Genomic DNA, 25,743 nt, shown 5'->3' on the forward strand with positions numbered 1-25,743 from the left:
CCTTATCTTACTTTTTGGGCTTGTTCAATTGATCCTTCAAGGTTCCAAAGATACGCGCGATCTCCATGCGTTGGGCGTCTTCAACACCCCACATTTTATCCCACTGGAAGCCCGCCAGCGCTCCCGCACCGGGGATTGAGCCTCTAAACACGAGATAAGCGAAGCCCTCTTTTAAAAGAGTCTCGGATTTTGTATCCGTGACGGTTTTAAAGAACGACATAAAGCGCGGTGACGCCGCATAAATCTCGTCTAAAGAAAGTGTGCTGCTGCCATCAGCATCGTACATCACCATCATCCCTTCGATGTAGTGAAGAATTGTGACCAGGGTGCGAATGTTCGCCGTTTCAATCAGGCCGGGCTTCTGCCCCGGCGCTTCGGCGGCAACCGCCAAATGACGGTAGAACTGCTCCCAGTCGGCGACACTAAGACTTTGTACGTATTGCACCATACCGGGAAGATTATTGAAGTAGTAATGAAAGTGCTTATGCAGCTTATCTCGGAAACAACCCTGATTGATATAGGGATTGCCAAACACATCTTTTTCCTTCACCTCACAACCCGCAAGCGCCATATGATTCTGAAGAGCTTGCGCCGACGATAGACCGGCCGCCACTAAGGTACTGACGAACTCATAGGTTTCACTTTGATCCATCGCCTGATCCCCATTACCGCTGAAGGTAAAGAAATTGGCCTCGAGGAAACTGCGACCGCCCGAGTTGGCCGACCGCGGATCAAAAGCTTTCAAGTCACGACCGATCTCTTGAAAATCATCGTACCAGTTGATCAAACCTTGTTGGGAAATAAAGGCCGACGTCATGCGGCCCGTGGCATTCTCGCCCCAGCCAATTGTTAACAGACGCGCTAAAGCCCGGATCAAATTGGCCTTCGTCAACGACTTCCACGTCTGCTTCAATTGATTCGCATTGCGGGTAATAAGCAATCGACCCTCATCATTAAAGCTGACCGGGATATTTTTCTGCAAAATTTCGCCAAAGTCCTGCCATGCCAGCTCCAAGGCCTGCTGCTCGAAAGCGTCGTCGACCAGGCCTTTTTCAATCACAAAAGTACGATTGAATTTCTTGTAGGCTTCAAAAAGTTCGCTTTGCGTGTACCCGCCTTCTTTTTCTTCGAACTGCAAACTATCAATAAAGCTTTGATGCAGACGCCAGATGTTGAATTCGCGAGAAATCGTCGCCAAATGTTTGCGTTCAAGACCTTGCAAATCCCGCGTGTCAGCCTTTCTTTCCGGATCAAGAACTTTGATCAAAACCGCCCGATAGGTTTTTTTCAGGGCTTTTTCACTGGCGGTGCTAGGGAACTTGGTGGTCAACTGTAAGATCAGATTGTCGATGTCCTTGATCGCGATGCGCCCGGTGGTTTTCATAGTGTGCGAGTTCTGAAGAAGCTGCAAAGCCTGTCCCATAAACTGACTGACCTGGCGCAACTTACTGCGATCTTCAAAGCGCAGATCACTCAATGAGTAGTGATACTTCAACGCCAACTCGTAAAGATTAATCAGGGTATCAAGGCTGTCGCTCCACTGCTGTTGACTGGTGAATTGCGCGCGTTCGCCCATCAGGACATTTTTAACCGCCTCGACCACAGGAATCCATTCACCGTATTGATCATACGGCGCAAACGGTGTTTCCCCGCGAATAAATTCCGAGAAACCCGCCAAAGCTTTTTTGGCATCTTCAAAACTGTACTCTGATTTTGACACTTGAGTTTTTTCTAAAAGACGCTGCAAAGCCCGACGCAATTGATCGGTCGCCTGACTGATCTGTTCCCATTCCGCTGTGTTTTGAGTTTTTTGATTCAAGAGAATCTTGATATGCGGCGCCAGAAGAACCGCCTCATCACGCACGACCTTCATGATCTCGACAATATGCACGATCTCTTCTTTGGTGATATATGTCGTTGAGCCCCCTAAAAGAGCCCGTTTGATCTTCATCAGTTCTGCGGCAAATTGCGGACTGACGTTATTTTCTTTCAAAAAATACTTTCCAAAAAACTTACGCATTTCTTCAACAGTGTAAGCATTCGGAAGTGAACCAAAGGTGCGCTTATTGAAATAAAGCAGAGCTTCCGTCATACAATCCGCACCATCGCGGATGTCCTGTTCTTGCGCTTCTCCGACTGAAAATTTTTGCAGTTGCTGAGGCAGGCTTTGCAGACACTTAAAACGAGCGTCGGAAAGTTCCATGACCTGGGGTTCGGCCTTTTTGCCATTTAAGAATTCACTGCAACCGGCCGACGTCAGCGCCACCGTGACAGACGTGAGGATGCGGAAGGTGTTTTTAAAAAACATATGCGGCTCCCAACATCAAACGGTCATTATTCACAAATTGCGCAATCTCATTCTGGTTAGAAGCGGTCAATTCCCCGGCTTTCACCATCTGCATCTCGCCCACCAAAGACCAGATGCCTGACAGTCGGAAACGCGCACTCAAACGGATCAAATCAAACTGATTTTTATCTGAATGGGTGAAACTCAGCTTGCCGATCAGACGGCGGTTTTTACCAAACGCATAGTTCGTCAAAAGGGAAATTTGCTGGGCCTGTTTATAAGGATACCGAGTCATCAAAGCGGCACGATTGGGATTGGCAAGCTCGCCTTCCTCACGCACATCACCGCCGAAAATATCCAGGTGTTGAAGATTCACGCCCCAGCGGCCATTCGTCCATTCAATAAAAGGACTGAGTAAAACGGCATCTTCAAAAACCGGATGAGTCCACTGCTCTTCGAAGATCTTATCTTTATTAGGACGGTCAAACATGCCACTGACCCCCATGCGCACTTGATCCACCTTATAGGTGACATCCAGGCCCGCCAAAGAATGATAGAAGACCTGCGGTTGTAACTCGACCGCACCTTTTAATTGGGCCATATCTAAATTTCCATCGTAACCGATGGCCAATTGGTTTGCCGGTTTATAGGTATAACTCATTTGCGCTCGCAGACTTTGTGGATCGCCAAAGGACACCTTGGCTCCGAATGAGTTCTGCAAAACCACCTGGGTTTCATTGGGACGATCGAAGTTATAATCAATCGCCGTGGCCTCGCTGAAGATTTTAATACTTTCAGGGGGACGACGGAACCAGGGATTTCCCTTCACGAAGCTGCCATTTTCAATTTCAAAACTGGGCCCCTGATCTGGCAAAAACAATGGCGAGGCAAAAAGAACCAAGGTGTAGTACGGCTTATCCACTTGATAGAAGATACCAATCAGTCCCTGCCGCTCTGGCTGCAAAGGGTTCCACTTAAAAAGAGGCTCCCACACACCCAAATCCCAACGGGCATCCAACTCGTTCCATAACAGGCGCTTACGGCCAATATAATACGTCTCGTTTTCGTTCTGACGGCTTTGCACGTAGAACTCTGAGATATTCAGATAATTCAGTAACGGCTCTCCCATCGCCACACCTCCGGCGACATCCATTTTCAGTGGATCTTCGGCAAAGACGTCTGTTTTTAGCTGGGCACCGACAAACTGATAATTGGTCTTTTGCGTGGCTTCAAAAGTCGGGCTGATAAACGAATCCGAGAAGAGTCGCATCTCTGTTTGGACCTGGGCATAGGCCGCCCTTGGGGTGCCGATGCACCCTAACAAAGATAGTAAAATGGCCCCTAAAATGGGTCGGACTCTGAAAGCCATGGGCCTCCTTCTGATCCTTATAGATCAAAGCCTGTGCCCGGCGAGGCCCACTTTATGAACTCTCCTTTTATAAACTTTTAAACAAGTGACCTTTTTCGGCGGCTTTGCTAGGATTTGTGGGATGTTAATACGGGATCCTAAAAGTGCTAAATTTTTAATCATTCGCTTTTCCAGCTTTGGCGACGTCGTACAAACGCTCAGTGTTCCCGCGGCCATTAAAAAGACTTACCCGGAGGCCCAAGTTCATTGGGTTACTCGCAAAGACATGGCGCCGTTACTGTTCAATCATCCTGCGATTGATCGTATCTGGGAGTTCGACCGTAAAGCCGGACTCAAGGGCTTGCTTCACCTTTGCCTGCAAATGCGCCAAGAAGGTTTCACCCATATCTATGACGCCCACAACAACACCCGCTCGCGAGTGATCAGTTTTGTCCTTCGTCCTTGGGGTTTCTTGGGTCTGGGACCCGCTTTTATTCGCCGCTCTATTCGCCGCTGGAAACGCTTTTTACTTTTCCGTCTGCGCATCAACACCTTTGAAATGCCGTTCTCAGGACAACGCGATTTACTGGAGCCCTTGTTGCCTTGGGGTATTTCGAAGTATGCGCCGCCCGCGCCACAGATTTTCCCCAGCGAAGAAAGTCATCGCAAGGCCCACGAGATTTTAGGTGAGTTTGCGGGCAGTGTCGCCTTGGCACCTTCTTCTGCACATTTTTTAAAGCGCTGGCCAAAAGAGTATTGGAAAGAGTTGATTCTGCTTTGCCCCGGCCAGAAGTTCGTTCTTTTGGGCGGCCCTGAGGATTCTTTCATTGAAGACATTCATGATGTCGCCCCGGACCGAACTTTAAATCTGGCAGGCAAATGCTCGTTGCAAGTCAGTTCTGCGGTGGTGGCGCAGTCCGCAGCCTTGGTCAGCGCGGATACCGGCCTTCTGCATGTCGCCGAACAACTGGGGAAAAAGGCCATCGCGATGATGGGCCCCGCCCCTTTTGGCTTTCCTTCCCGCCCTTCAACACGCATTATGGAAATTCCTCTTTCTTGCCGCCCTTGCAGCAAACATGGGCAGGGACCTTGTGTGAATAAAGAGAAGTTTCATCAGTGCATGGTGGACATCACTCCTCAACAAATCGCGACGGAGCTGAAGCTGTTATTGGGACGTTCTGTATGAGTTCTTTGATGTTTTATTTTTATAAATTTATTCTGGTGCCCCTGGCCTTTTTACTGTTGCAGCTTTTCCGCCCTTTTCTCAAAGGAAAACTGCGGGAAATGATTGAAGACAAGAATCATGGATTTTATAAAATTAAAAAAACCGGTTCCGAACAAGACATCGCCCAAGCTCGGCCCTTTTGGATTCATGCTGCCAGTGGTGAAATTGAATATGCGCGCCCCGTGATTCGGGAGTTGAAAAAACAACATCCTCATACGCCTATTTTAGTGACATACTCGTCCCCTTCGGCCAAAAAGATTCTTGAAAGCCTGCATGACGTCGATGTGTGGGCAGCTCTTCCCTGGGATTTGGATTTTGTCCTGGCCCGTTTTGTTGAAAAATGGAATCCCCGGGTTCTGCTTTTTTCACGCACGGATGTCTGGCCGGTTTTGGTTTCCGTCGTGAAAAAGAAAAACATTCCTGCCGCGCTTTTTTCTGCAACCTTTGCCGATAATTCTTCAAGACTGAAAGGAATGACTCGGTATCTGACCCGCTATACTTTAAATCATCTCGCCGAGATTCACTGTGTTTCCGCGGAAGACATTCAAAATCTGGACGACTTGGGAATCGAGGTTCCTGTCGTTGCCAGTGGTGACACGCGCTTTGATCAAGTTTTTCATAGACTGGAAAATCCTAAAATTCTTAAGGGCGATCTTATTCCCAGCCCCGAAGATTTTATTTTTATCGCAGGCTCTACCTGGGCCGAGGATGAAGCGGTTCTACTTCCCGCTTTGGCCCAACTTAAAAACGTGCATATTCGTGTGATCATCGCTCCGCATGAAACAACGCCTGCGCATCTGCACGCGTTGGAAAAGCAGATGACGGATTTGGGACTTGATTTCGTGCGCTACTCGACAACCACAACGTGGCCCGCGGGATCTATCTTGATCATTGATCAGGTCGGGATTTTGGCAGAGCTCTATACCTGGGCCGACATTGCCTTCATCGGCGGTTCCTTCAAAAAACAAGTTCACAGCGTGATGGAGGCCTTGGCCGCGGGACTTCCCGTAATGGTCGGCCCGCAACATCGCAACAACCGCGAAGCTCTTTATTATCAAAAGAAAAACTTTTCTTCAGGAATGATTGTGCAGGTCGTGCATTCCTCTGCAGACATGGTCGTGCTTCTTCAGCGTATGAAAAAGCAACAGGCGCAAATACCGCATATCAAAGAAGAGATTCGGGCGGAAATTGGGAAGAATCGCAATTCGACTTTGCGGGTTCTTTCTGCCATTGAAAGGCTTTAAAAAGTCGAGGGTCTTGGCGACTTTCTTACTTCGATCGTGCTGACTCAACCGAAAGAGGCGGCATCTCTAAAGTCAGACCGTCAATTTTCTTCTTTTTTTCTTTATTGAACTGATTAAAAGCAAAATAGAGGTTTTTATATTCGATCACTTTGGGGTTGATGGCAATCTTATCGGTATAAGGCGCAAACTGGTTTTGCAGATAGTATTCCGCCACCCGAAGATCCATCAACACGCCGTCCACCGCCCCTTCAACCAACTTGGTTAAAGTCGATTCTTCACTTAGAACCGTAAGAGTTTTAAAGTCGCCTTTCTTAACCAGAGCATTGAATTCTTCGGTGTTGCCGTAACCACGAGTGATCGCAAAGGTTTTACCCTTCAGATCTTTAAGCTGGTTCCACACCAAGGGACGATCTTTACGTTGCACGAAAATGACCGGCGAAGAGAAAAGAATTTCCGATGCCGTAAATCCCGGAAGAACTTCTTCCTTCCATGCAGGGAAATAGCCGACGAATTTCTGTTTGCTGCCGTTTTTTTGGGCCTGAACCCAAGGGTAAAAAATAAACTCAACGACAATGCCCTCTTTCGCCAAAGCGCTGCGCAGCGCTTCCGCCGCGATTCCATTACGATGACATTTGGAGCATGTGTAAGGAGGCCAATCAAGAGTGGCCACCAGCCAGGTTTCCCGAGCCCAGGCCGAGGTGCTTATAAGAAGAGAAAGAAAAAACAGTTTCACCATTCAAACAACATACTCGTCAGCTCTCTTCGGAACAACAAAGCTCTCAAGTCCAGGACGATAAAGCACTGACAGGTTTGACTAGACCGCTGTCCGCAAATCTTGCGGCTCGCCTTCGCGACGAGCCGCTTTTATAGGGAGCCTTATTTAACTTTTACGAAGTCCATTTCAAGCTCTGCATCATACAAAGAACTGTAAACAGGCGCTTTAAATGACTTCAGTGCTTTAACCTTGCTCAGATTAATCTTCTGAACAAAAACCAAGCCATTAGTGCAGGTTACTTCGCTGGTGAGCACCCTGTCGGCACCCAGATGAGCTTGCCCTTCGCATTGAATTCTTCCGTCAGGCGACGTCTCGATCAAAGTCACCGCTCCGTCAGAAGTCAAAGAAACCAGGTTGCTAATCGGAGCCATGTCCGTCGTAACTTTGTAAGTTCCTGCTAGCTGCTGCAATGACAAAGCATGAGCTTGTCTGGAGATGGCGAAAAGAGCGATGATCATAATTAGTTTTTTCATAATTTTTCCTTTTTATAATTTATTAAGTATTGTTTTTTATAATTTAAATGTTTTTTAGAAGAATGATTTGTTGCGCTTGATGATCTTAAAGGGAATCCACTGATTCATCGTCGCAGCACTGCGAACCTGAACGTCGGCTCCTTTAGCCAAATCCTCTTTCGAAACTCCCGTCACATCAATCTGGAAACGGAGCGTTTCGCCCGCACTTTTACAATATACGGCGACATCTAAAATATTGTTTTTCAGTTTCATGCTGTCACCGACACAATTGTTATCAGCGGAAACATTGTCCATATTTGCATCTCTGAAAACAACGCGATCTCCGGCCTCGTTCACCTGAAACTGAACGACGTAATAAGGCCCTTCAATGGCCAGGCGGCCCACAATATAGCTGCCACTAAAATCACTTTCGACCAGATTGTTAATGTTGCCAGAGCCGATTTGCCCCGTGCCTGACGTTTTCACGGCATGCGCTGATGACATCAATCCGAAGATCAATGCACCAAGAACTACTTTCTTCATGGATACCTCTTGAATTTGAACTCTTAGTGCACGCGGTCGCGGAGGCCTCGAGTTGAATTTCCCAAAGACAAAAGCAAGGCGCATGCCACGAAAGAGCCAAAAGAGATTCCAGACACTTAGCGGTGCCGAGGAAATATAACTTTGTCCAAGTTGTTTACGTTATTAAAAAAAAGATCTTTTTTTTGTCTGATGAGAGCAGCGCGCTCTCGTCAGACATCCAGTTCTGTGCTGACGGAAAATAGATTCATACTGACCTGAAACAGACGCCGCCGTTCTTGGCTGGAAGTATCGAATCTATGCAGCTGTTCTTTGACGAAAGCGTCCATGTTTTTCAAGAATTGTTCAAACTCCGATGGAGCCAGCGCCAAAATAAAACTTTTATATCGACGCAACTCCGGCGGAAGCGAGCGGGCTTTGATCGCGTCCTGCAGATTGCTCTGATGATAATCCAGCAGAACCTGACTTCCCAGGTTATTGGGAATTTTAAAGCTGTTGACCGTGGCCTTGTAACCCGTTTCCGTTTTTTGGGCGAGTTGCAGACGAGTTAAAATCAAAAGCCCTTTTTCAATCTCGAATGAGTCGGCCTGCAAAAGCCGAGATAACTCCTGCAAGGAGCGGTGCTGATCTCCCAAACTCAAAAGAACCTGAAGCCGGGGGAAAAGAGGCGAACTTAAGAAATCCTCGGAAGGTTCCACTTCCATCTGCGCATAATTATCCTTAAGCATCTGCATCAACTGTTGTCCGAAAATCTCTCGTTCCTGCTGGCTACGGCTGCGGGAGTAATGGAACAAAATCATGAAATGCCTTTGTTCTTTCGGATCGGTAAAAAGACGATGAGCAATTTGCTGAGCTGTGGTTTCCGTCAAAGCCCTACGCCCAATAACCACCTGACGTAAAAAAGACCGATGTTGAAAATCAAGTTCAAAAGCCCAGGATTCGTAGGAAAAACTTTCTTCCGTTGCTTTGCGATAGTTGTAGAGATCTCGAAGATAAAAAGAAGCCTCTAGATAATCTCTTAACTGCGGCTTTTTCTGTAGACTGGAATTCACGTTCATAACCTCATTACTCCGTAACTTTTCAGATGTGTAAAGACAAAATTTGAGAGCATATTGCTCTCAAAATGCGGAGCCCCGACATTAAAAACGAAATTCTATTTTTGGCGTTTGCGCGAAGAGCCCCCTACATTCATGAGCGACTCTCACAGCGCGAAAATTGACCCTGACAATTCACGGCAGCTGTAAAGGGAGTTTCTGCCAAGTCTTGTAATTTTGAAATAAAACAGCCAATAGCGAGCACGGAACTTGAAATAACTCTTGGCAGTGACCAGGGGTTGGCATGAATAAGTTTGTGACTTCGACAGTTTGTCTCATTTTGATACTGAGCGCACAGGCGTGGGCTCAAGGTCAAAACGTATTGCCTTCACCGGAGGCAAAGCAGGACAAGAAGTTTTCAGCCGATTGGCGTATACGTCTTTCTGGCTCTGACGTGCGCGACGAACAAAGCCAGTCCAAAATCGTTGATATTCGCACAGAAATTAAAGCCAAGTACAACCTAAGTTCTTCCTTGCTTCTCGATGTACAGCCCGTTTTGCGTCTTCAGTCAGGCCAAACTCAAAGCGTGAATGGCGCCGACCAACCTGAAAATAAAATCACTTTAAAACAAGCGGCGGCTCAGTATACGCCTTTTTCTTTTTTCCGTCTTACCGCGGGGGCTCTGGATCAGGACTATATGCACACGGCCATCTTATTGGATTCTATCGCTTTCCCAGCCGCGCGTCTTGAAGGTGTCCTTAAATCCGGCGACTTTAAATCCTTGTTGGCACTTGAAACGGCCATTCCCACTTCGACTTCTTTCAGCACCAACACCAAAGAACTTGAACCTACGCCGTCTTTAAATACAGCGGCCTTACAGCTAAACTGGCAGGCGGCGAAAAATCTATATTGGAAAAATTCGGTCGGCTATTTCGTCTATAACAATCTTCCCTCTGCGGTCGCACAAAAGTCCCGTCTTCTGGGTAATGAGGTCAATAAGATCTCGGAAGCTCAGTACGAATTCCTTTACAAATACGAAGGACTCGAAGCTTCGACGGCGATCGAGTTCCCGGTTTTCAGTCTGCTGGATCTATCCTTCGGCGGACAGTACATTTTGAATCAAAAAGCACCGTCCGAACAAAACATGGCTTATCGCTACTATGTTGGTTCTGAATTTCACTTTTCAAAAGGTTTGGATCTGGTGCTTGAAGGCAGCTATTTTTCAATCGCTCCGGAAGCTGCGGTGGCCTACTTTAATGCGTCAGGCTTTGAGACCAATCGCATTGGCTACGCCGCAGAGACGTATCTTTCTTTCAAGAAAGAGGGCTTCAACCTGGGTATCAAATACATCGACGCTGAAGTCATGTTTTCAAATGCCATTCAATCCCGCGAAAAGACTTTGTTGATCAAGCTGGAGACCTTTTATGCAAACATCTAAGATGAATCTTGTTAAAGCCCTTTTAGGACTTTCACTTTCGACGGTCTTAGCTGCATGTAACTTGCCAGCCCCTAAGGACAAAGAAAGTGAAAATACGACAGCAGCCACCTTCACCGCGCAGGCCATGGCGGATAAATCCAAAGCGCTGGAAGTACGCGTGTCTGGCGACTTTGCACTGCCCTCATCAAAGATTTTCAATCTTCAGGCTTGTTTAAAGGATGTCGCCTATGACAAGGTCATCGCGGGCCATGACTTCCTGATCGAAGAAACAAACACGAAAGTGACCTCGGATAAAGCCGGTTGTTTAACTTGGGCGGAAAAGATCGCCTTCAACTTCCTGGGCGAATCCCAGTACATCCGCATTGAAAGAAAAATCAAAGGCTTGGGCCTTCATAAAGGCGTGCAAAAAGTCGCCTTCGCTATCAACCCGTGGTCTCACGGTGAAAACCTGTCGCCAGTTCTAAATCCCGATGATGGCAACAGCATCCCCGCTTTAGTCAACGGCGCGGAAGAATCCACAAAAGCGTTAAAAGGCTTTTCGGCAGAGAACAAAATGACCACACGCCCGTTGTGGGTGGAAGATGGACGTTTGTTCGTGACCGAACAAAGCCTGACTAGCGCCGGCGTACAACTGCTAGTGGAAATGCGCCCCGCTCCGGCTTTACAACTGACAAAAATGAATGGCGAAATGGTTCTGTATCCGTTGAAGGCTGGTTCTTTCAAAGCCCGCCTTAAAATCATCCACGTGTATCAACAAAACGGTCAGGAAATCCGCCGTCTGCTGAGCGAATCTCCGGTCATGGATGTCAAAATGGAAAATGCCTCGTTAGGGGTTAAATCCGTGATGTCCTTGCCGGCAATTCCAACACGTGGTCAGTTGATGTTAGGTCTAGAGCTTGATCCGGTCCAAGCCCCGCAAGGTTTGACGGGTTTTAACGGCATTTATCTTTTAGGTGAATATGATCAAATCAAAGGCGCTTCTTTCCTGCGTTTGAACACCCTCGTCGCGCAAACGAAAGACTTTAAAATTGCCAGCTATATCAACTCAACAATGGCTGAAGTCGCCCAAAAAACCACACCGGTGATTGCGGGTGCTCCTTCAACGACAACGGCAGACATGGGTACGAAGGCCGCCCCGGAAGTGGTTTTTGATTCTGATACTTACCAAAAACCAAAGATTGAGGTTTCTCAATTAGAGTTCCGCTTCATCCGCGTAGGTCAGGAAAAAACGGCGACCCGCGAAGTGTTTTATACAGTGCGAGCTTGTGTTCGCAACGGTCTGGATCAAAAAAACACGCGCGCGCATTCTTTCAAAGTCACGAAGTACCGTCAGTCTGAGTCTGAAACACCTGTGAGTGTGACGGTAAAAACGGATAATAATTCTTGCATCAATTGGGATGAAAGCATCACCTTCAAATACTTTGACTGCCAACGCTATCTTAAAGGTTTCGTCCAGATTGAAAATGCGGACCTGGGCATGAACGAAAAACTTGATATCATCGTCAACCCTTGGGAATCCATGGGCGTTCTGGCGCGCGACATGCGCTATGTCGATCAAAGTGAAAAGTTAATTTTAAGCTGTTCTCAGGAAAATCGTCCACGAACTCAATTGTTAGTGGAAGGTTTCAGCTACAACACGCTTTCTTACAACTACAACGTCGACTCATTGTTGAACTTAACGGTCACCAAAAAAATCCAGGTAAAAATGGAGCCACGCTTGTTGGTCTACTCCAGCTTAGCTCACGGGCGCGGTGAATCCGAAAGACTTCGTGACGGTATTTACCTTTTAAAAATGGCCATCGTTCAGAATCGCGACTATGACTCCAACAACTCTTATGTTGCGGGCGCACAAAAACTGATGACCGTCATGAGTGGCCAAATCAATACAGACGTGACTTTGCAAACCCAGGATTTAAAAGCCCTTGGAAATCGCAACAACATGCTGGTAGAGATTTACCCCGTCGACGAGCAAAAAATCACACTTGATGGCAGCGCACTCCGTCTGAAAGATGAAACGGCGTCATTAGATTCAGCCATTGACACGACCACAGGTCTCGAGACGCCCACGTTTATTGGTCCTATTACTTTGAACATAGACGAAGCGTCTCGTCCTTTGCGCGTCATGGAAGCTTCATCCATCAATGCTTACCTATTGAACGGTCAGGGCGACAACGCGAACAACGGAAAATTCGTGATCAATAAAATCGTGGCAGAAGGCCAAAAAATCGCCTTAGAAAAACGCCAAAGAATGCAAGCCCGCGCTGACAAAAATCAGTTTGCCAAGGAAAACAACCTTGAAGTCATCAATCTTAAAACCGCTGATGAAAAAGCTCCTTTGGTGAAGGCTCTTATCGGATCTTCTCAACTGGATGAACGTTTGCTTGTCACAAAGGCAGACCTTAAGGAGTTGCTGGAAAAAGGAGGCCTTACACCCGCGACGGCACAAAAGCTGTGCGCTTTCTGGGCCAGCGATTACTTCCGAACTTTGCATGCCGATAAGGGTGGAGTGATCTACGACAACTCCCGCATGGGTTTCGGAATGGATTGTTACAATCTGGCGCGCAAAGATCCGAAGCGCTTCTTCCAAATCGAAAAACACGTGATGGTGAAAGAGGTGGCCGGTTCCCAATTCCAAAAAGGGTTCAATCAAGGTTTGACAGTGGGTACAAGCTTTTCGCTTTCGACATCCCATCAGACGACCAAGAGTCGTTCTACCAGCATCTCAACCAAATTGGGGCTTTCGAAAAAGTTCCTGGATCTGTTTTCTGTCGGCGTTGACTTAAGCTACACCCTTTCCTGGAGTGTGTCTGATTCTAACAGCGCCAGCAATTCCATCAGCGTAAACACGTCCACCTCGATGACGGTACAACAAAATGTCTTCAAAGTTCGCGTTAACAAACACGAACAATGCGCTATCGTTCGTCTGAACCCGGTGCTTTTCATGAAAGACCCAAATGCGGGCTGGTTCTCGGGACGCCGCGATTACCTGTCTTTCTTGAATGCCCGCCTTTCCGAGGAGGAAATGAGCTCGGCAGCGACACGAGGTCTGATGGTGTGTGACGGCGAGATCCGCCAAGAACCGCTGGATATTACCGAGAACTACTACTTGATTGCGCAAGAATCCAACAGCTCACAAATGCAGGACAACGGTGACGCGCGCAACAGAAACTTCTTTATTGCGCTTCGCTCTAAGAACGACTTCAATCGCTTCGTTTTGGCAATGAAGGGCGACGCGAAAATGCCTACCACTGCGACCAAAGAAGAAGATCCAGCAGCGCAAGCAGCGCAGATGATGGAGCAGTTGTTCCAGATGTCGGGCCCGGCTTATCCGGGAACCTTCTTGGCCCATTAAACGGCACCACTTGTCTCAGGTTATTGGTTCAGTTTAAAAAGTGTTTTTCTAAGAATTCAAGGCTGCGGATGCCGAACCAGGAATAAGACTCCCCGTTCACCACAGCCCCTTCGATGCCGAGCCCTTTAAGCTCGGCTATTTTTTTATGAAATGGAAACGGCTCTGAAGAAAATAAGAAAAACGCGTCTTTCATCTCGTCATCTTCAACGACCGGATACTTTTCGCCTTCAGGAAATTCCACCAGCGTCGCGCCCAATTTCTCGAGGACGGAACCGATGTAGGTTTCGCGTGTGACAGCCATCCACGGCTTCTTCCAGATCATGTACATCACCTTGTCATAGGAACGTGACGGTGGTTTCACCCACTCCATAAAGTCGGGAATTTTTTGAAAATCCCACTGGCGCGGTGGCGCCTCTAGAATATCCAGACACTTGACGGACCACTCCATCAGCGCCGCATTCTCAAAATGCTCTCCCAAACGCGAAAGCTCACTTTGCAGATTCGCAAGTGACGAGACATGTGTCGCCAAGTAAGGAACCGGGCATTCTTCAGCCATTGCCAAAGGATTTTCTTCCTGATCCAGAAGAACCAAGTCTGGTTTCAAATCCATCACCAGATCCCACGACACTTCTTTGGTTCCGCCGACGATCGGAATATTGGTGATCATCTGTGGTGGATGGATACAGAAACGCGTGCGTCCAACGACGTTGACACCTGCTCTTAATAACGTCTCCGTCCATGACGGAACCATACTCACCACTCGCATTAAAACCTCTCTAGACAGATTACCCGCCGAGCCAAATTGAAGTCAAACTTGACCGTCCCAGCGGCTCAGCAGACTATAGGCCCCTAACTTTGTGAGGTATTTTATGACGCAACTTTTCCCACTTCGTGAAAAACCAGCTTTGAGTGCTTACAAAAAAGGCGATGTTCTTGTGCTTTTTGGCGAGCTTTTTTCACGCGGTTACGCCAACGGTTTGGTCGAAGAAGCTGAACGTCGTGGAATGACCATCATCCGTGCGACTGTAGGACGTCGTGAAAAAGACGGTTCTTTACGTGCTTTGACAGCCGAAGAAACCGCCAACATCCCCCAGCCTTTCATCAATATCCCTTTGGAAGCGGGCTTCGATATGGACGCGGCGGCCAATGGCGTGACTCCTTGCGACCAGCTTAAAGACATCAAGTTGAGTGACTGGGACAAAGCCGCATTAGATTGGAAGGCCATCGACGAAGCACAACAAAATGGCGTGGCGCGCTTTAAGAAAAACACCGAACTTTTCATGACGGAACTTGAAAAGCATGTTCCGGCAGGGGCCAATGTTCTATTTGCGCACTTAATGGCTGGAGGTGTTCCTCGCACAAAAATCATCATGCCACTTTTGAACCGCGCGTTCAAAGGAACCGGAGATCGCCATATCTCGACGCAAGCTTTGTTGGATTCTCAAATCGGGCAACTCTGCTTAAAAAACTTTAACGAAGTCACGGCGGAAACCTTCCGTCACTTGATCGAGATTTCCGCCCCGCTTCGCAAGCAGTGGGAATCTCAAGGGGCACATGTTTCTTACACAGCTTATGGCTATCATGGAACGGAAGTGATGATCGACACCCACTACCAGTGGCAAACCTACACCTGTTATTTCCAAGGCTGGGCGAAAATGGCCTTGGAAAAACACGCCGAAAACTTCTTCAAACAAGGCGTTCACTGCTGTGTCTACAACTGCCCAGAGATTTTGACGAACTCCAGTTCCGTCTTTCAAGGGGTTGAAGTATCACTTTACCCTTTGCTTGCAGCTATTCAGAAAGACGCTGGAGATAAAAAACACGCCGAACAAGTTTTAAGCGACTGCAAAAAACTTTTAAAGGACGACGTGACTTTTGCGCACATCAAGTCTTTCACTGACGATTATCTAAAAAACCCACTGACTTTGGAGTTCACGAACTACGCAAAGTGGCCTCAGCACTCTCGCCAGGATCAAATGGAGTACATGCTTAAAAGCTCGGATTATCTTTTCTCGCTACACAAAGATGAAAAGAATCTGATCACGGCCGTTTTGAGCGAAGTGGTGTTTAAATCCTGTGGTTACGTGATGCTTCATGATTCATGGCAACCGAAAGCACCGGTCGCTTGGATTGGCCACGATCTAGTAGCACGCTGTATGTAATATGTCGGTACAAGCGGGAGAAAGCTGGAGCTATTCCAAATTCAAATTCCATGGACTATCGCTGTCGGGCATCCGCACAGCGATAGCTATGCCTGAACTTTCTTTAAGCTTTGATGTTGCTCAAGGCTACCCATATCTTTTAAACCTCAAGCAGTACTTCATCACCCACGGCCACCTGGATCATGCGGCCGGTGTTCCTTATATCATCTCTCAGAAAGCCATGAACTCTCAAGAGCCGGGAAAGTTCTATATGCCACCCTCGCTGGTGGAACCTTTAGACAAAATCATGAAGCTGTGGGAGCAGATCGAAGGACATCAGTACCGCTACGAGTTCATTCCCGTTCAGCCCGATGAAGAGTTTAAAATCAACGGCAACACCTATGTAAAAGTATTTCCCACGGCTCACCGTATCGAGTCTTACGGCTACACGGTTTTTGAAACGGTCAAAAAGCTAAAGAAGGAATACGTCGGACTAAGCCACGACGAGATCGTCGCTTTGCGACGCCAACATATTCAGGTCAATGAAGTGCAACACATCCCGATGGTCAGTTTCACCGGTGACACGCAAATCGAGTTTCTGGATACCCGCGACTGGGTGAAAAAATCAAAGATCCTTTTCCTAGAGGCCACTTATCTGGACGAAAGAAAAACCATCGCTCAAGCCCGCCAATGGGGCCACACCCACATCGATGAAATCGTTCCCCGCCTAGACGAAATCGAAAGCGAACAAATCGTCTTCATTCACGCCTCCAGCCGCTACAGCGACAAAGAAGCCCTGCGCCTTCTGCACAAAAAAGTCCCACAACGCTTCCACAACAGAGTCCTCCTCTATCCCGGCCGCTAAAAAAAACACAGTTTTTACCGATTGCCTGAGGGAGCGGACTTAAATTGAGTCCGCAGTGAAGGGCCTTCAGCGGGCCAGGATGGCCGAACCGGCGAAGCCGGCGCTGATGAGCCACGACGGCGTGCCCGAACGAAGCGACTCAATTTAAGTCCGCTCCCTCAGGCAACCGCGTTCAAAAACTAAAACATGTCGTTTAAACCCATCCAGATCTTACGACTCTTGGATTTTTTATTGCGCAAATAATCCACCCATTCCTGAGGAGATCTTTTTTGCCAATTCTCGGCCAGATTCGCGGCGAAGATCAAAGGGCTGTAGCCTTGCCCGATATGATCCTTGGGAGGACGAAGAGCCGTCAACATCTCAGGACCATAAAAACCGGTAGGAACCAAGCGATCGCGCTCACCCAATTCTCCAATAATCAGAGCACCAGGAACTTGCCCCAGCACCGTGCGACTTAAAGGACCTGAAGATTCAGAAACAGGTGGCACTCCGGCAGATCCCACGATCACCAAACCTGCCGCTGCTTTCTTGCTTAAAATCTGCACGAGTTCTTTGTTCGTGTCGGTGACTTTCATATTGAAATCAAAAAACACAAAGCTTGTGCCTTCTGGCAAAGAAGTGATGCGTTCCTGCAAAGCTTCAACATCCACTTCGCCTTGCGAGTCATAAGGCGTGTAATTCACCAGTTCACAACTTTTGCAAGGACGTGATTGTTCGGCAAAGAAAGGTTTAATCTTACTATCGAACTCGGCCGCTTTTTGCTGACCAAAGTAAATCACTGTGGTTTTTCCATTTGGAAGTGCTGCCTGAGCCCATGTCGCTCCGCAAGAGGCTAAAACCAAAAAACTTCCCGCCAAAATTTTTTTAAAATTCCATAGATTGCACGTAGTCATAAAGGCAGTTTGCCCCCACCCCCGCTTTGCTGTCGACTTTTTTAATAATTTATTGAACAATCGACATATGGAGTCATGGAGTCAAGTTCGCATATTTCATTCTGGTGACGAGTACTACCAGAGCCTCCTCGAGGATATTCGTGGTGCCCAACGCAGCATCACGATCGAGTCCTATATTTTCGCTGTAGATAAACTGACAACGCCCTTGATCGAAGAACTGGGAAGGGCCCGCCAGCGCGGCTGCAACGTGAAAGTGGTGGTCGACGGATTTGGCTCTTACTATTACATTCTTCAGTTAGACCGTCTGTTTTCCCAACAGGGCATCGAGTTTCGTGTCTTTCATCCGTTTCCTTATCCGCTGCTGTGGGCGCGAAGTCTTTTTTCCAAGTATTCCCTGAATCGAAGTTTCCTGATGAAGCATATGAATCGTCGCAACCATCGTAAGATCGCGATCATCGACGAGAAGCGGGCCTATCTGGGAAGCTTCAACTTCATTCAAGATCATTGCGCCAGCATTGTCGGTCCGCGCGCCTGGCGGGACACCGGAGTTTGGGTCGAAGGCGAAGCGATCACGCGCTTGGTTTTGGCTTTTCAGATCAGCTATTTGCGCACCTACATCAAAGGAATGTTAAACTGGGTGGGCCGCTGGCGCGTACGGGAAGAACCCTTTGAAAAAATTCTTCGTTTAAATACCACTCAGCGCACGCGACGCCGTCTGTATCGTGACTTGCTCCATCGGATTGCTTCGGCCAACCAGCGCCTGTACATCACAACGGCGTACTTTCTACCGAAAAGGTCTTTACTGCGGGCTTTACTTAAAGCCGCTCGCCGTGGCGTGGACGTGAAGATTCTGATTCCCGGAAAGTCCGACGTGCCCGTCGTGAAATGGGCGGCCTTTTACATCGTCAAATTTTTGTTACAAAAGCGCATTCCTATCTACGAATATCAAGCCACGATTCTGCACGCAAAAACGATGATTTTAGACGACGAAGCCTTCATCGGTTCTTTCAACCTTAACCATCGCAGCTTACTGCATGACCTTGAAGTGGAAGTTGTTCTGAACGATGCTACTAGCCTTCGCAATATGACTCAGCAATGGGAAATAGACTTGGCAAACGCAAAGCTCGTTTCTGAAAAGGATCTGTCCGAAAGATCTTGGTTGGTCCGAATCGTTTACAATATCGCCTTCCGCCTGCGTTATATGCTGTAGAAGTCATTTTGTTTTGACCCAGCCCCTTGAATTGGCGATTCTTAAGACATGAACTCATTTGTCAAAATAGCAATTACTGGTGGCCCCTCTGGCGGCAAAACGACTTTGATTGAAGCTTTAAAAAAAGAATTGGGACAAAAGTGTGCGGTGGTGCCTGAAGCGGCCAGCATTCTTTATCGCGGCGGCTTTCCGCGCTACAAGGAAGCCCAAGGCGTGGTTCATGCGCAAAAGGCTATTTATTATACACAACGCGAACTGGAAGAGATGATTTCGACTTTGAGTCAGAAAGCTTTGGTAGTCTGCGATCGCGGCTCTTTGGATGCCATCGCCTATTGGCCCGGTAATCCCGACGAGTTTTTCGGCCTAGTCCACAGCTCTATTGAAAATGAAATTGCCCGCTACGACTGGGTGATTCATCTGGACACAGCATCGGCGGATTACTATGACACAACAAACACCCTGCGTACGGAAACGTTCCAAGAGGCCTGGGACTTGAATACGAAAATTAAAAAGGCCTGGGAAAAACATCCGCGTCGCGTGGTGATAACTCACAACGAAGATTTCCTTTCAAAGATGACGACGTCTCTTTCTGTCATTCGCGCTATCATGGCTCATAAAAGCGCCGAGGAAATAAAAAAGGAGCTTTTATAATGAATAAATGTCTGCTTGCTTTGCTTTGTCTTTTCACGTCCGTGGTTACGCAAGCCCAACCCCGTCCAAGCAAATTAAAGCCCCTGTACTTCCAAGCAGACAAAAACAATCTGCAGGTTCTTCCGCAAAGATTCGAATACACTCTCTTAGATGAGGACCGTCTGAAAATCGGTGATATTCTGATCGACACCACACAAATCACCTTTCAGGTAGAACCTTCTCAGCAAAAAGGCCTTTATCGCATCCGCTTCACCTGGCCCGCCGGGCTTATCAACGACGGCGAACTTGCCGTCAAAAACAATTCTGGAAAAGCCATATTCAGCACCGTTCTGACAAAAGAAAACATCACCATCACGGACGGAGCCTCGGCGACTTCAGAAGAAGAACACCTGCGGTCTCAAGTCGCCACTTTTTCGGCGGACGGCATCGAAGCCTCGTTAGTCGATGACATGAAGTATTTTCCCTTCATGAGTTTCTGTATTTACCGTGAAAGTGATGAAACACGCATCTACATGTGTTCCAAAGAGCTTTACCTGAGTTCGCAACAAGGGCAAATGGTGGTAAAGACCCGCTCAAGTGCAAAGAAATCCGCGCAGGTCGAAATCAACGGAAAAATCGTCGGCAATCAAGGTCTCATTTATCTTAACGACCGCAGCGAAAATGTGGCCTTCAAAGCTCAAACTCAAACCGGCGCCTTCTTTGAAATCGAGACCAGAAAAAAGGATGTCGATTTTAAGGACGTGGTGGTTTCCGACGATGGCACCCGTATTATTCTGACAGCTTCAGGGGCCGAACCGGTGGACGAAAAGAAAGTAAAAAAACTTTCCGAGACGGATTGGCAGATCTCTCTTTCAAAAAATCGCCCTGTTCTTTATCTGAAAGGCGACGGCGACATTCCCATGCGCCAAGAATTTTACGTCCGCGGAGACTTGCCTAAAGCAAAAAACCGTCCGTATCTTTCGGCGAAATCAGTATCTCGCACTTATGCTTCTCGTCTGAGCTTTATGGGTATCAGCCCCGAAGGGGTGCAAATCAAACCTCTTGAAAAGGACGCAGATTCTGAATTTACTTCCTTAAAAAAGAATCAGTTTCAGTGGATCGTATCGGGAATTCCTGCAGGTATTGAAACTCGTCGCTATTTAAACGTGCAAGCCGATGGACAAAATTTCGTCGCTGGTTATGACGTCTTTCGCGGTCAACCTTTTGGTTTAGGCTTAGGAGCGTCTTATCAGACGCCTTCCGGTATCGCATTTGGTGCGGTCGAATTTCAGTGGTGGTTTGAAAACTTTCTGTTCATAAATGCAGATTGGTCACGCTTCAAATGGGGTCTTGCGGTGGAACGACTTCAGCACTTCACGGAAAAAGAGGACGTCGCGAAAGTTGATTTCACGACGGTCGAGCTGAAGTGGCGTGCCCAGGAGGGCTTCAATCTGATTGATGCCACATGGGGACTGACTTTGCCACTGCAGATGGTTCAGGGTGAAAGCGCCAGCGCCACGGCTTACGGTCTGGGCGCCTTCTGGATTCAAAAGCCACGCTGGATGAAGTCTTTTATGCATTGGACGGAATATCGACTTCAGTACTTCGCGGGTTCTTCAGGCAGCGATTTCAAATTGTCTTCCGCTTATAATCTAAAAGCTCTTGCCTACTACCAGTTCAGCGCTGACTGGTATGCGCGTTATGGCTTGGGTTTGAGCGATTACAAATATGATCCAGCGGCCGCCAAAGAAGAAATGCAGATTGATTTGAATATCGGTCTTTTCTGGAAGTTTTAAATTTTGCGAAAATTAGCGTTTTTTAAAGAAGCCTGAAACCACCTGTTTCAGGTCCATATTGAAAACATCTTGTTTTTTATTGGCCGCCATCAAAAGGGAAATCTCGCGACGAGCCGGAATGAAGGACGGGTCCAAAGCGACGCTTTTCTCAAATGACTTTCTTGCCGCCACCACATCCCCTTTGATCTTATTGAAAAGACCGATTACGAAGGGGAATAAGGTGTCGTAACGTTCATCTGGTGGGACCTGAACAAGCTCCAGTTCCACTTCTTTCAGAACAAACTGTTTTTTCATTGGATCGACAGATCCTAACTTGGCCCAAGAGCTGTATAAATGAAGTTGCTGAGTCTGCGGGTTGAGTTTTGACACTTCCGCCAAGACCTCCAAAGCTTTCGCATACTGGTTGTATTGAAGATGCTTCTTCACCTCTTCCATCAACGTGGTCGCGCGAAGTTTAGCTTCCGCTTCGGACTTTTGGGTCGCCTGACGATATTGATCGATTTTATTGGCGTCCTGAGAAGCCGCGACCGCTTCTTGCGCCGTCTTTTTAATTTTATTCCAAACAGCAAACACTTCTGAAGTCGTGTCCTGCGGCTGATCACCCAGCATCGTCATAAACTCTTCCAGGGCTACTTCCATGGAAGCTCCGCTGGCAGCGGTCTCCATATATGACGTGATTTCGTAGCCGTTTTTTCCATCCAGCTCGGCCCAGATCTTCTTAAGAACCTTCAACTGTTCTTGGGGATTCGCGAACGCGGTTTTTTGCGCAAAGACCACCAAACCTTTGGTTAAAAGAAAGTGAATGGCCTTATAAACCGCAATTTCGCTATAACCTTTGACATCCAAAAGCTGCGACAAAGTCATCTGATTGTTCAACTTCAAGGTGAAGCCATCCAAAGACTTAATCAACGACATGGTCAAGGCCGGATGATCTTCACGGAAAGTCGGACTTTTCACAATGACGTTTCCGGACCACATCACGTACAAAGATTTCAACCAGTTCAAAGAAATTTTTGAAGCGATCCAATCGTGAAGATAATAAGACAAGGTGTCTGCATCAATGCTGGGATTGCTCATCTCAACTTCCGCGGCGGCAAAATTCACGCGGATTTTCTGATCAACAATCGTACGCACCAAGCGAATATTCATTTGCTCCATCAAAATCAAATCAAACGCATGCGGACTGAGCTGATTGTTTTGAATCAGATAGTTCCCGATACGGCGATTGTTTTTGTCACGCAAAGCACTTTGCACGTCTTTGGGAGTCGCATAACCGCTTTGAATCAGCATTTCCCCCAGGAAGGTGGTCTTGTCATCCACATCCACGCCGACGATCGTGCCGTTACAGAAAGAGATTCCTGAAACAGAGCCGTCCGCATTGTAGATATTCAAGTAACCGCTGCTCTTCGTTTCCACCAAAAGAGAATATAAAAACGGCAAGTCAAAGCCACTGACTTCCTCGATGGATTCAATCACTTTTCTTTTCTGCCGGCTGGTCACCGTCGGATTGGCAAACATTTGATACAACAGCTTACGGGCATTAAATTCTTCCCGTTTCGGAGCTTCCTCTTTTTTAACCAGCTTTAGAATTTGTTCCATTTCAAACGGCTTTTTCAAAAAAGCCACGGCCTGCGTGCTTTGCGTGGCCTCTTGAATGAATTGTTTATCCGTGTAGATACCACTCATCAGAACAACCTTAAAACGAGAGTTCGGATAATTGGTGCGCGCCTGTTTGATGAAATCCAGACCCGTCATCTGAGGAAGCAGACAATCACAGAAAAGAAAATCCAGATTATTCTGTGTGGAAAGAATGGTGTTGGCCTCGTCAGGACGAGAAGCCAAAAACACATGATGACCGGCTCGACTTAAAATTTCTTTTAAGGAGTTCCCGACGCTTTCATCGTCTTCTAGGATTAAAATACGGTTTTTATTGCCTGAATCCACGTTTTCTTGTCGGCTCTTTAAAGGAAAGCATTGAGCTTAAAATATAAAAAGCGGGACTGAAGATCAGCACCCGCTTTCTTTTCTGGACCTAAGACTGTAGTCGACACAGTCCCCCGGTTGATCTTACTTCTTCAGAAACTTGAAATATTTGGACTCGATCACATCCATCTCCATTTCATTTCCCTCTTCGTCTTTTACGGAGGCCGGTGGGGTCACCCCACTTTCGTTAAACTCCGTCCCATAACGAAACAGGACGTTTTTTTCAGAGCCCGAATCATCGTTGTAGTACGGCACAAAAAACGAATTCACTTTTCCCGTCGCTGGCAAAAAACCATCTACCATGTTGATTTGATCGACGATGACTTTGGGGCAATTACTGAATGCGATTTGCGCACCAGACGCCGTTCCCATCCATTTGATCCATTCGCGAATGCCGCAAGAGTTGATACTCTTAAGGCCCCCCAGTTCCACTTCGATGGTCGGATTACCCGCAATATTGAACTGAGAAAAATCGACATCTTCGTCTATCGTGCCTGCCATTTGCACCACAAGTTTATCAGCGGCTTTATTCATTTTTACATCGAGTTTACCCATTCTGTTCTCCTCGTTCACGTTCCCGATTAATAAAGTTAATTAAGACCTTCGTTTTTTACTACAAAAAAGGTCACGTCATCGACCAAGGGCGCCCCTTGACGATGTTCTTGGAAGCTGATCGCAAAACGATCCACCGAATCCCCGACCCCCGGGAAGTCTTTGTTGGCAGCAATCAAAGCTTTGATAAATTCTCGTTCTCCCCAAGCCTCTTTGCCTGGATTCTGAATATCCGGAATACCATCGGTATAAAAGAACACCGCATCCCCTTTTTCTAATTGAATGCTGGTCTGCTGATAAACAGAATCACGGGCTTGTCCCAATCTGGGATTATTCACTTCATTCAAAGGCACCAGGTCTTTTTTCTTCAACGGCCCGTCCGTTTTTTTGATCAAGAAAGGCGCTTCGTGAGAGGCATTGCAATAAACCAATTCGCCCGTTTCCAAATCAAAGGACGCCAGAAAGAAGGTCATCATAATGCGACCTTTGGAAACGTCATAAATAGAACGGTTCAGAAGTTCTAAAGCTTTGTTTGGCGCAATATTCAGACGTTCGATGATCGTCGACGCACTTTTCGCCGCACTCGTGATCAAGGCCGCCGGAGCCCCGTGCCCCGTCGCATCTCCGATCCACAAGAAAATTTTATTGCCGATTTGGCAGTAGTGCCACCAGTCACCGCCACATTCACTGGCGGGTTCATAGTAACCGGCAATCGCCAAAGGACCGATTTTGGCGCGGGTTTCTGGGAACAGAGTCTCCTGCACCGTCTTAGCGGTTTGCAGCTCAGACTCCATCCGGGCTTTTTCCGCCGTCTGTTCAAGCAGGCGCGCCACTTCGGCCGCCATGATATTGAAGTTTTCCGCAAGACTGCCCACTTCATCATTGGATTTCACATCCACGCGAATATTGAAATCCCCTTCCGCCACTTTGCCGGTCGCCGTAAAAAGCTGTGTCAACGCTTGAGTCAGACCGCTGGAAGCAAAAAGACTTAAGATCACCGTCAAAGAAATCAAGATGCCGAAAAAGATCAAAGACTTGCGGATAAGGATTTGCACAGCCCCCAGAGCTTTTTCTTTTTCCACCGTGGTCACCACAATGAGATCGCCAAACCCGGCGCGAGAATACGACACCAAAAGCTCCGTCCCATCGACGGCTTTGTCTGTTTCCGCGCCTTGTGCGACCAAAGATTTGCCCCGCAAGAAAGAAGGTGTCACGACGGACTGCAGTCTTTTTCCTGGCATGCCGTCAGGACCGAACAGCACCAAACCATCCTGTGAAATTAAATACATTTTTTGCGAAGTGGCCGCGCGGAACATTTCCGACGCCTCACTCATACGCACGATCACCATGAAAACGGTATTGCGGGTTTTGGTTTCATCGCTGACCTTTTCGAAAATAAAAACTCGGTCATCGATATAAGGAACCTTCACCACGCGACGAGCGGCATCGGCCTCCGCGAAATAAGTCGGAAGATAGCTTTGCAAAGATGCCAATATGCCGTCCGTCTGGCCCGGAACTTTTTCTAAAAGAGCTTTTTTCTCGTAGGCACCGGTGCTCCCTGCCCCAAAGACGACGATGGATTCCAGATTGAACTCGTTCGTGAAAATAGAATCCGAAATCGATGTGAATTTTTGCTGCGTCAGATAGTCTTGAAAGATCGGCTTCGTCGTTCCCAACACGCCGTTAAGCTGTGTCTTAATTTGAGCCGCCATCGTGCCCGACATGCTGCTGGAAGAATCAAAGACATAGGCGATCTTATCATCTTCGAAGATCTGTAAAGCCAGCACCAGATACACCGATAATGTAATCAAAGGCAGCGAAGTGAGAAGCAAAAGAATCTTATATCTTATTGATATGCCACGTTTTTTCACGAGTTCAGTATGCCCGTTAACAGGAAACCCGAAAAGAAATTCTGATTTAACTTAGCCTAAGGTCCGTAAATGATTAGGCATTTCCCGCCGATAAGCCCTCAAGCAGG

20 protein-coding genes are annotated in these 25,743 nt (G+C 47.4%); 9 read left to right on the plus strand and 11 right to left on the minus strand.

Features of this window, described 5'->3' with window-relative positions:
- Positions 1–7: 7 nt before the first annotated feature.
- Positions 8–2,308 carry a hypothetical protein gene (locus tag OM95_RS10370; RefSeq protein ID WP_041873367.1) on the minus strand — a complete coding sequence of 767 codons (2,301 nt, stop codon included), beginning with the start codon at positions 2,306–2,308 and terminating at the stop codon, positions 8–10.
- The gene (locus tag OM95_RS10375; protein ID WP_041873369.1) at positions 2,298–3,656 is read right to left on the minus strand and encodes a hypothetical protein; all 1,359 of its coding nucleotides are present in this window, start codon (positions 3,654–3,656) and stop codon (positions 2,298–2,300) included. The genes OM95_RS10370 and OM95_RS10375 overlap by 11 nt, the downstream gene beginning before the upstream one ends.
- Before the next feature lie 121 nt (positions 3,657–3,777).
- Here OM95_RS10375 and OM95_RS10380 point away from each other — a divergent pair, with 121 nt between their 5' ends.
- Together OM95_RS10380 and OM95_RS10385 are read left to right on the plus strand one after the other, a co-directional pair.
- Positions 3,778–4,821, plus strand: coding sequence for a glycosyltransferase family 9 protein (locus OM95_RS10380; RefSeq protein WP_041873371.1), 1,044 nt, complete (start codon positions 3,778–3,780; stop codon positions 4,819–4,821).
- On the plus strand, positions 4,818–6,104 hold the full coding sequence (locus OM95_RS10385) for a glycosyltransferase N-terminal domain-containing protein (RefSeq protein ID WP_041873374.1): 1,287 nt from the start codon (positions 4,818–4,820) through the stop codon (positions 6,102–6,104). The genes OM95_RS10380 and OM95_RS10385 overlap by 4 nt, the downstream gene beginning before the upstream one ends.
- 25 nt (positions 6,105–6,129) lie before the next feature.
- On the opposite strand, the gene OM95_RS10390 is transcribed toward OM95_RS10385, so the two are convergent.
- The 4 genes from OM95_RS10390 to OM95_RS10405 all read right to left on the minus strand — a co-directional run bounded on the left by OM95_RS10390 (position 6,130) and on the right by OM95_RS10405 (position 8,929).
- Positions 6,130–6,840, minus strand: a complete 711-nt coding sequence (locus OM95_RS10390; protein WP_041873377.1) for a transporter substrate-binding domain-containing protein — start codon at positions 6,838–6,840, stop codon at positions 6,130–6,132.
- A gap of 140 nt (positions 6,841–6,980) precedes the next feature.
- Positions 6,981–7,352 (minus strand): hypothetical protein, encoded by a 372-nt coding sequence (locus OM95_RS10395; protein WP_041873379.1) that lies wholly within the window; start codon positions 7,350–7,352, stop codon positions 6,981–6,983.
- Between the two features lie 54 nt (positions 7,353–7,406).
- Complete coding sequence (locus tag OM95_RS10400; protein ID WP_041873381.1) at positions 7,407–7,874, minus strand: hypothetical protein; 468 nt, start codon at positions 7,872–7,874, stop codon at positions 7,407–7,409.
- Positions 7,875–8,083: 209 nt separating this feature from the next.
- Positions 8,084–8,929, minus strand: coding sequence for a TIGR02147 family protein (locus tag OM95_RS10405; RefSeq protein WP_041873383.1), 846 nt, complete (start codon positions 8,927–8,929; stop codon positions 8,084–8,086).
- A 280-nt stretch (positions 8,930–9,209) separates the two neighbouring features.
- On the opposite strand from OM95_RS10405, the gene OM95_RS10410 reads away from it, so the two are divergent.
- Positions 9,210–10,343, plus strand: coding sequence for a hypothetical protein (locus tag OM95_RS10410; protein ID WP_041873386.1), 1,134 nt, complete (start codon positions 9,210–9,212; stop codon positions 10,341–10,343).
- Positions 10,330–13,695 (plus strand): hypothetical protein, encoded by a 3,366-nt coding sequence (locus OM95_RS10415; protein ID WP_041873389.1) that lies wholly within the window; start codon positions 10,330–10,332, stop codon positions 13,693–13,695. Before OM95_RS10410 ends, OM95_RS10415 begins: the two co-directional genes overlap by 14 nt.
- 28 nt (positions 13,696–13,723) lie before the next feature.
- Here the strand turns inward: OM95_RS10415 and OM95_RS10420 are convergent, their stop codons facing one another.
- Entirely contained in the window at positions 13,724–14,461 is a 738-nt protein-coding gene (locus OM95_RS10420; protein WP_291516116.1) for a helical backbone metal receptor, read from the minus strand.
- 103 nt (positions 14,462–14,564) lie between these two features.
- On the opposite strand from OM95_RS10420, the gene OM95_RS10425 reads away from it, so the two are divergent.
- Together OM95_RS10425 and OM95_RS10430 are read left to right on the plus strand one after the other, a co-directional pair.
- Positions 14,565–15,857: a hypothetical protein gene (locus OM95_RS10425; protein ID WP_041873392.1), complete on the plus strand. Its 1,293-nt coding sequence runs from the start codon at positions 14,565–14,567 to the stop codon at positions 15,855–15,857.
- Between the two features lies 1 nt (position 15,858).
- Positions 15,859–16,701 carry an MBL fold metallo-hydrolase gene (locus tag OM95_RS10430; protein WP_041873396.1) on the plus strand — a complete coding sequence of 281 codons (843 nt, stop codon included), beginning with the start codon at positions 15,859–15,861 and terminating at the stop codon, positions 16,699–16,701.
- Positions 16,702–16,880: 179 nt separating this feature from the next.
- Here OM95_RS10430 and OM95_RS10435 read toward each other — a convergent pair whose 3' ends face one another.
- Positions 16,881–17,594 carry a hypothetical protein gene (locus tag OM95_RS10435; RefSeq protein WP_291516118.1) on the minus strand — a complete coding sequence of 238 codons (714 nt, stop codon included), beginning with the start codon at positions 17,592–17,594 and terminating at the stop codon, positions 16,881–16,883.
- 67 nt (positions 17,595–17,661) lie between these two features.
- On the opposite strand from OM95_RS10435, the gene OM95_RS10440 reads away from it, so the two are divergent.
- The 3 genes from OM95_RS10440 to OM95_RS10450 are packed head-to-tail and all read left to right on the plus strand — an operon-like array spanning position 17,662 to position 21,230.
- Entirely contained in the window at positions 17,662–18,804 is a 1,143-nt protein-coding gene (locus OM95_RS10440) for a phosphatidylserine/phosphatidylglycerophosphate/cardiolipin synthase family protein (protein ID WP_291516120.1), read from the plus strand.
- A gap of 48 nt (positions 18,805–18,852) precedes the next feature.
- Positions 18,853–19,455, plus strand: a complete 603-nt coding sequence (locus OM95_RS10445) for an ATP-binding protein (protein ID WP_041873403.1) — start codon at positions 18,853–18,855, stop codon at positions 19,453–19,455.
- Complete coding sequence (locus OM95_RS10450) at positions 19,455–21,230, plus strand: hypothetical protein (RefSeq protein ID WP_041873405.1); 1,776 nt, start codon at positions 19,455–19,457, stop codon at positions 21,228–21,230. Before OM95_RS10445 ends, OM95_RS10450 begins: the two co-directional genes overlap by 1 nt.
- 12 nt (positions 21,231–21,242) lie before the next feature.
- On the opposite strand, the gene OM95_RS10455 is transcribed toward OM95_RS10450, so the two are convergent.
- The 3 genes from OM95_RS10455 to OM95_RS10465 form a co-directional block, all read right to left on the minus strand.
- A complete protein-coding gene (locus OM95_RS10455; protein ID WP_041873407.1) occupies positions 21,243–23,174 on the minus strand; it encodes a response regulator in 1,932 nt (643 codons plus the stop codon).
- Between the two features lie 123 nt (positions 23,175–23,297).
- Positions 23,298–23,768: a hypothetical protein gene (locus OM95_RS10460; RefSeq protein WP_041873408.1), complete on the minus strand. Its 471-nt coding sequence runs from the start codon at positions 23,766–23,768 to the stop codon at positions 23,298–23,300.
- A gap of 35 nt (positions 23,769–23,803) precedes the next feature.
- A complete protein-coding gene (locus OM95_RS10465; RefSeq protein ID WP_291516121.1) occupies positions 23,804–25,636 on the minus strand; it encodes a SpoIIE family protein phosphatase in 1,833 nt (610 codons plus the stop codon).
- Between the last annotated feature and the right edge of the window lie 107 nt (positions 25,637–25,743).

It is taken from the genome of Bdellovibrio sp. ArHS, assembly GCF_000786105.1.
Classification (GTDB): Bacteria; Bdellovibrionota; Bdellovibrionia; order Bdellovibrionales; family Bdellovibrionaceae; genus Bdellovibrio.

Excerpts from the sequence above, each read along its gene's own strand:
- OM95_RS10450 (WP_041873405.1), top strand. The coding sequence starts at position 19,455 with ATGAATAAATGTCTGCTTGCTTTGCTTTGTCTTTTCACGTCCGTGGTT.
- OM95_RS10425 (WP_041873392.1), top strand. The coding sequence starts at position 14,565 with ATGACGCAACTTTTCCCACTTCGTGAAAAACCAGCTTTGAGTGCTTAC.
- OM95_RS10395 (WP_041873379.1), bottom strand. The coding sequence starts at position 7,352 with ATGAAAAAACTAATTATGATCATCGCTCTTTTCGCCATCTCCAGACAA.
- OM95_RS10415 (WP_041873389.1), top strand. The coding sequence starts at position 10,330 with ATGCAAACATCTAAGATGAATCTTGTTAAAGCCCTTTTAGGACTTTCA.
- OM95_RS10390 (WP_041873377.1), bottom strand. The coding sequence starts at position 6,840 with ATGGTGAAACTGTTTTTTCTTTCTCTTCTTATAAGCACCTCGGCCTGG.
- OM95_RS10400 (WP_041873381.1), bottom strand. The coding sequence starts at position 7,874 with ATGAAGAAAGTAGTTCTTGGTGCATTGATCTTCGGATTGATGTCATCA.
- OM95_RS10435 (WP_291516118.1), bottom strand. The coding sequence starts at position 17,594 with ATGACTACGTGCAATCTATGGAATTTTAAAAAAATTTTGGCGGGAAGT.
- OM95_RS10430 (WP_041873396.1), top strand. The coding sequence starts at position 15,859 with ATGTCGGTACAAGCGGGAGAAAGCTGGAGCTATTCCAAATTCAAATTC.
- OM95_RS10410 (WP_041873386.1), top strand. The coding sequence starts at position 9,210 with ATGAATAAGTTTGTGACTTCGACAGTTTGTCTCATTTTGATACTGAGC.
- OM95_RS10370 (WP_041873367.1), bottom strand. The coding sequence starts at position 2,308 with ATGTTTTTTAAAAACACCTTCCGCATCCTCACGTCTGTCACGGTGGCG.
- OM95_RS10375 (WP_041873369.1), bottom strand. The coding sequence starts at position 3,656 with ATGGCTTTCAGAGTCCGACCCATTTTAGGGGCCATTTTACTATCTTTG.
- OM95_RS10440 (WP_291516120.1), top strand. The coding sequence starts at position 17,662 with ATGGAGTCATGGAGTCAAGTTCGCATATTTCATTCTGGTGACGAGTAC.
- OM95_RS10420 (WP_291516116.1), bottom strand. The coding sequence starts at position 14,461 with ATGCGAGTGGTGAGTATGGTTCCGTCATGGACGGAGACGTTATTAAGA.
- OM95_RS10460 (WP_041873408.1), bottom strand. The coding sequence starts at position 23,768 with ATGGGTAAACTCGATGTAAAAATGAATAAAGCCGCTGATAAACTTGTG.
- OM95_RS10380 (WP_041873371.1), top strand. The coding sequence starts at position 3,778 with ATGTTAATACGGGATCCTAAAAGTGCTAAATTTTTAATCATTCGCTTT.
- OM95_RS10405 (WP_041873383.1), bottom strand. The coding sequence starts at position 8,929 with ATGAACGTGAATTCCAGTCTACAGAAAAAGCCGCAGTTAAGAGATTAT.
- OM95_RS10445 (WP_041873403.1), top strand. The coding sequence starts at position 18,853 with ATGAACTCATTTGTCAAAATAGCAATTACTGGTGGCCCCTCTGGCGGC.
- OM95_RS10385 (WP_041873374.1), top strand. The coding sequence starts at position 4,818 with ATGAGTTCTTTGATGTTTTATTTTTATAAATTTATTCTGGTGCCCCTG.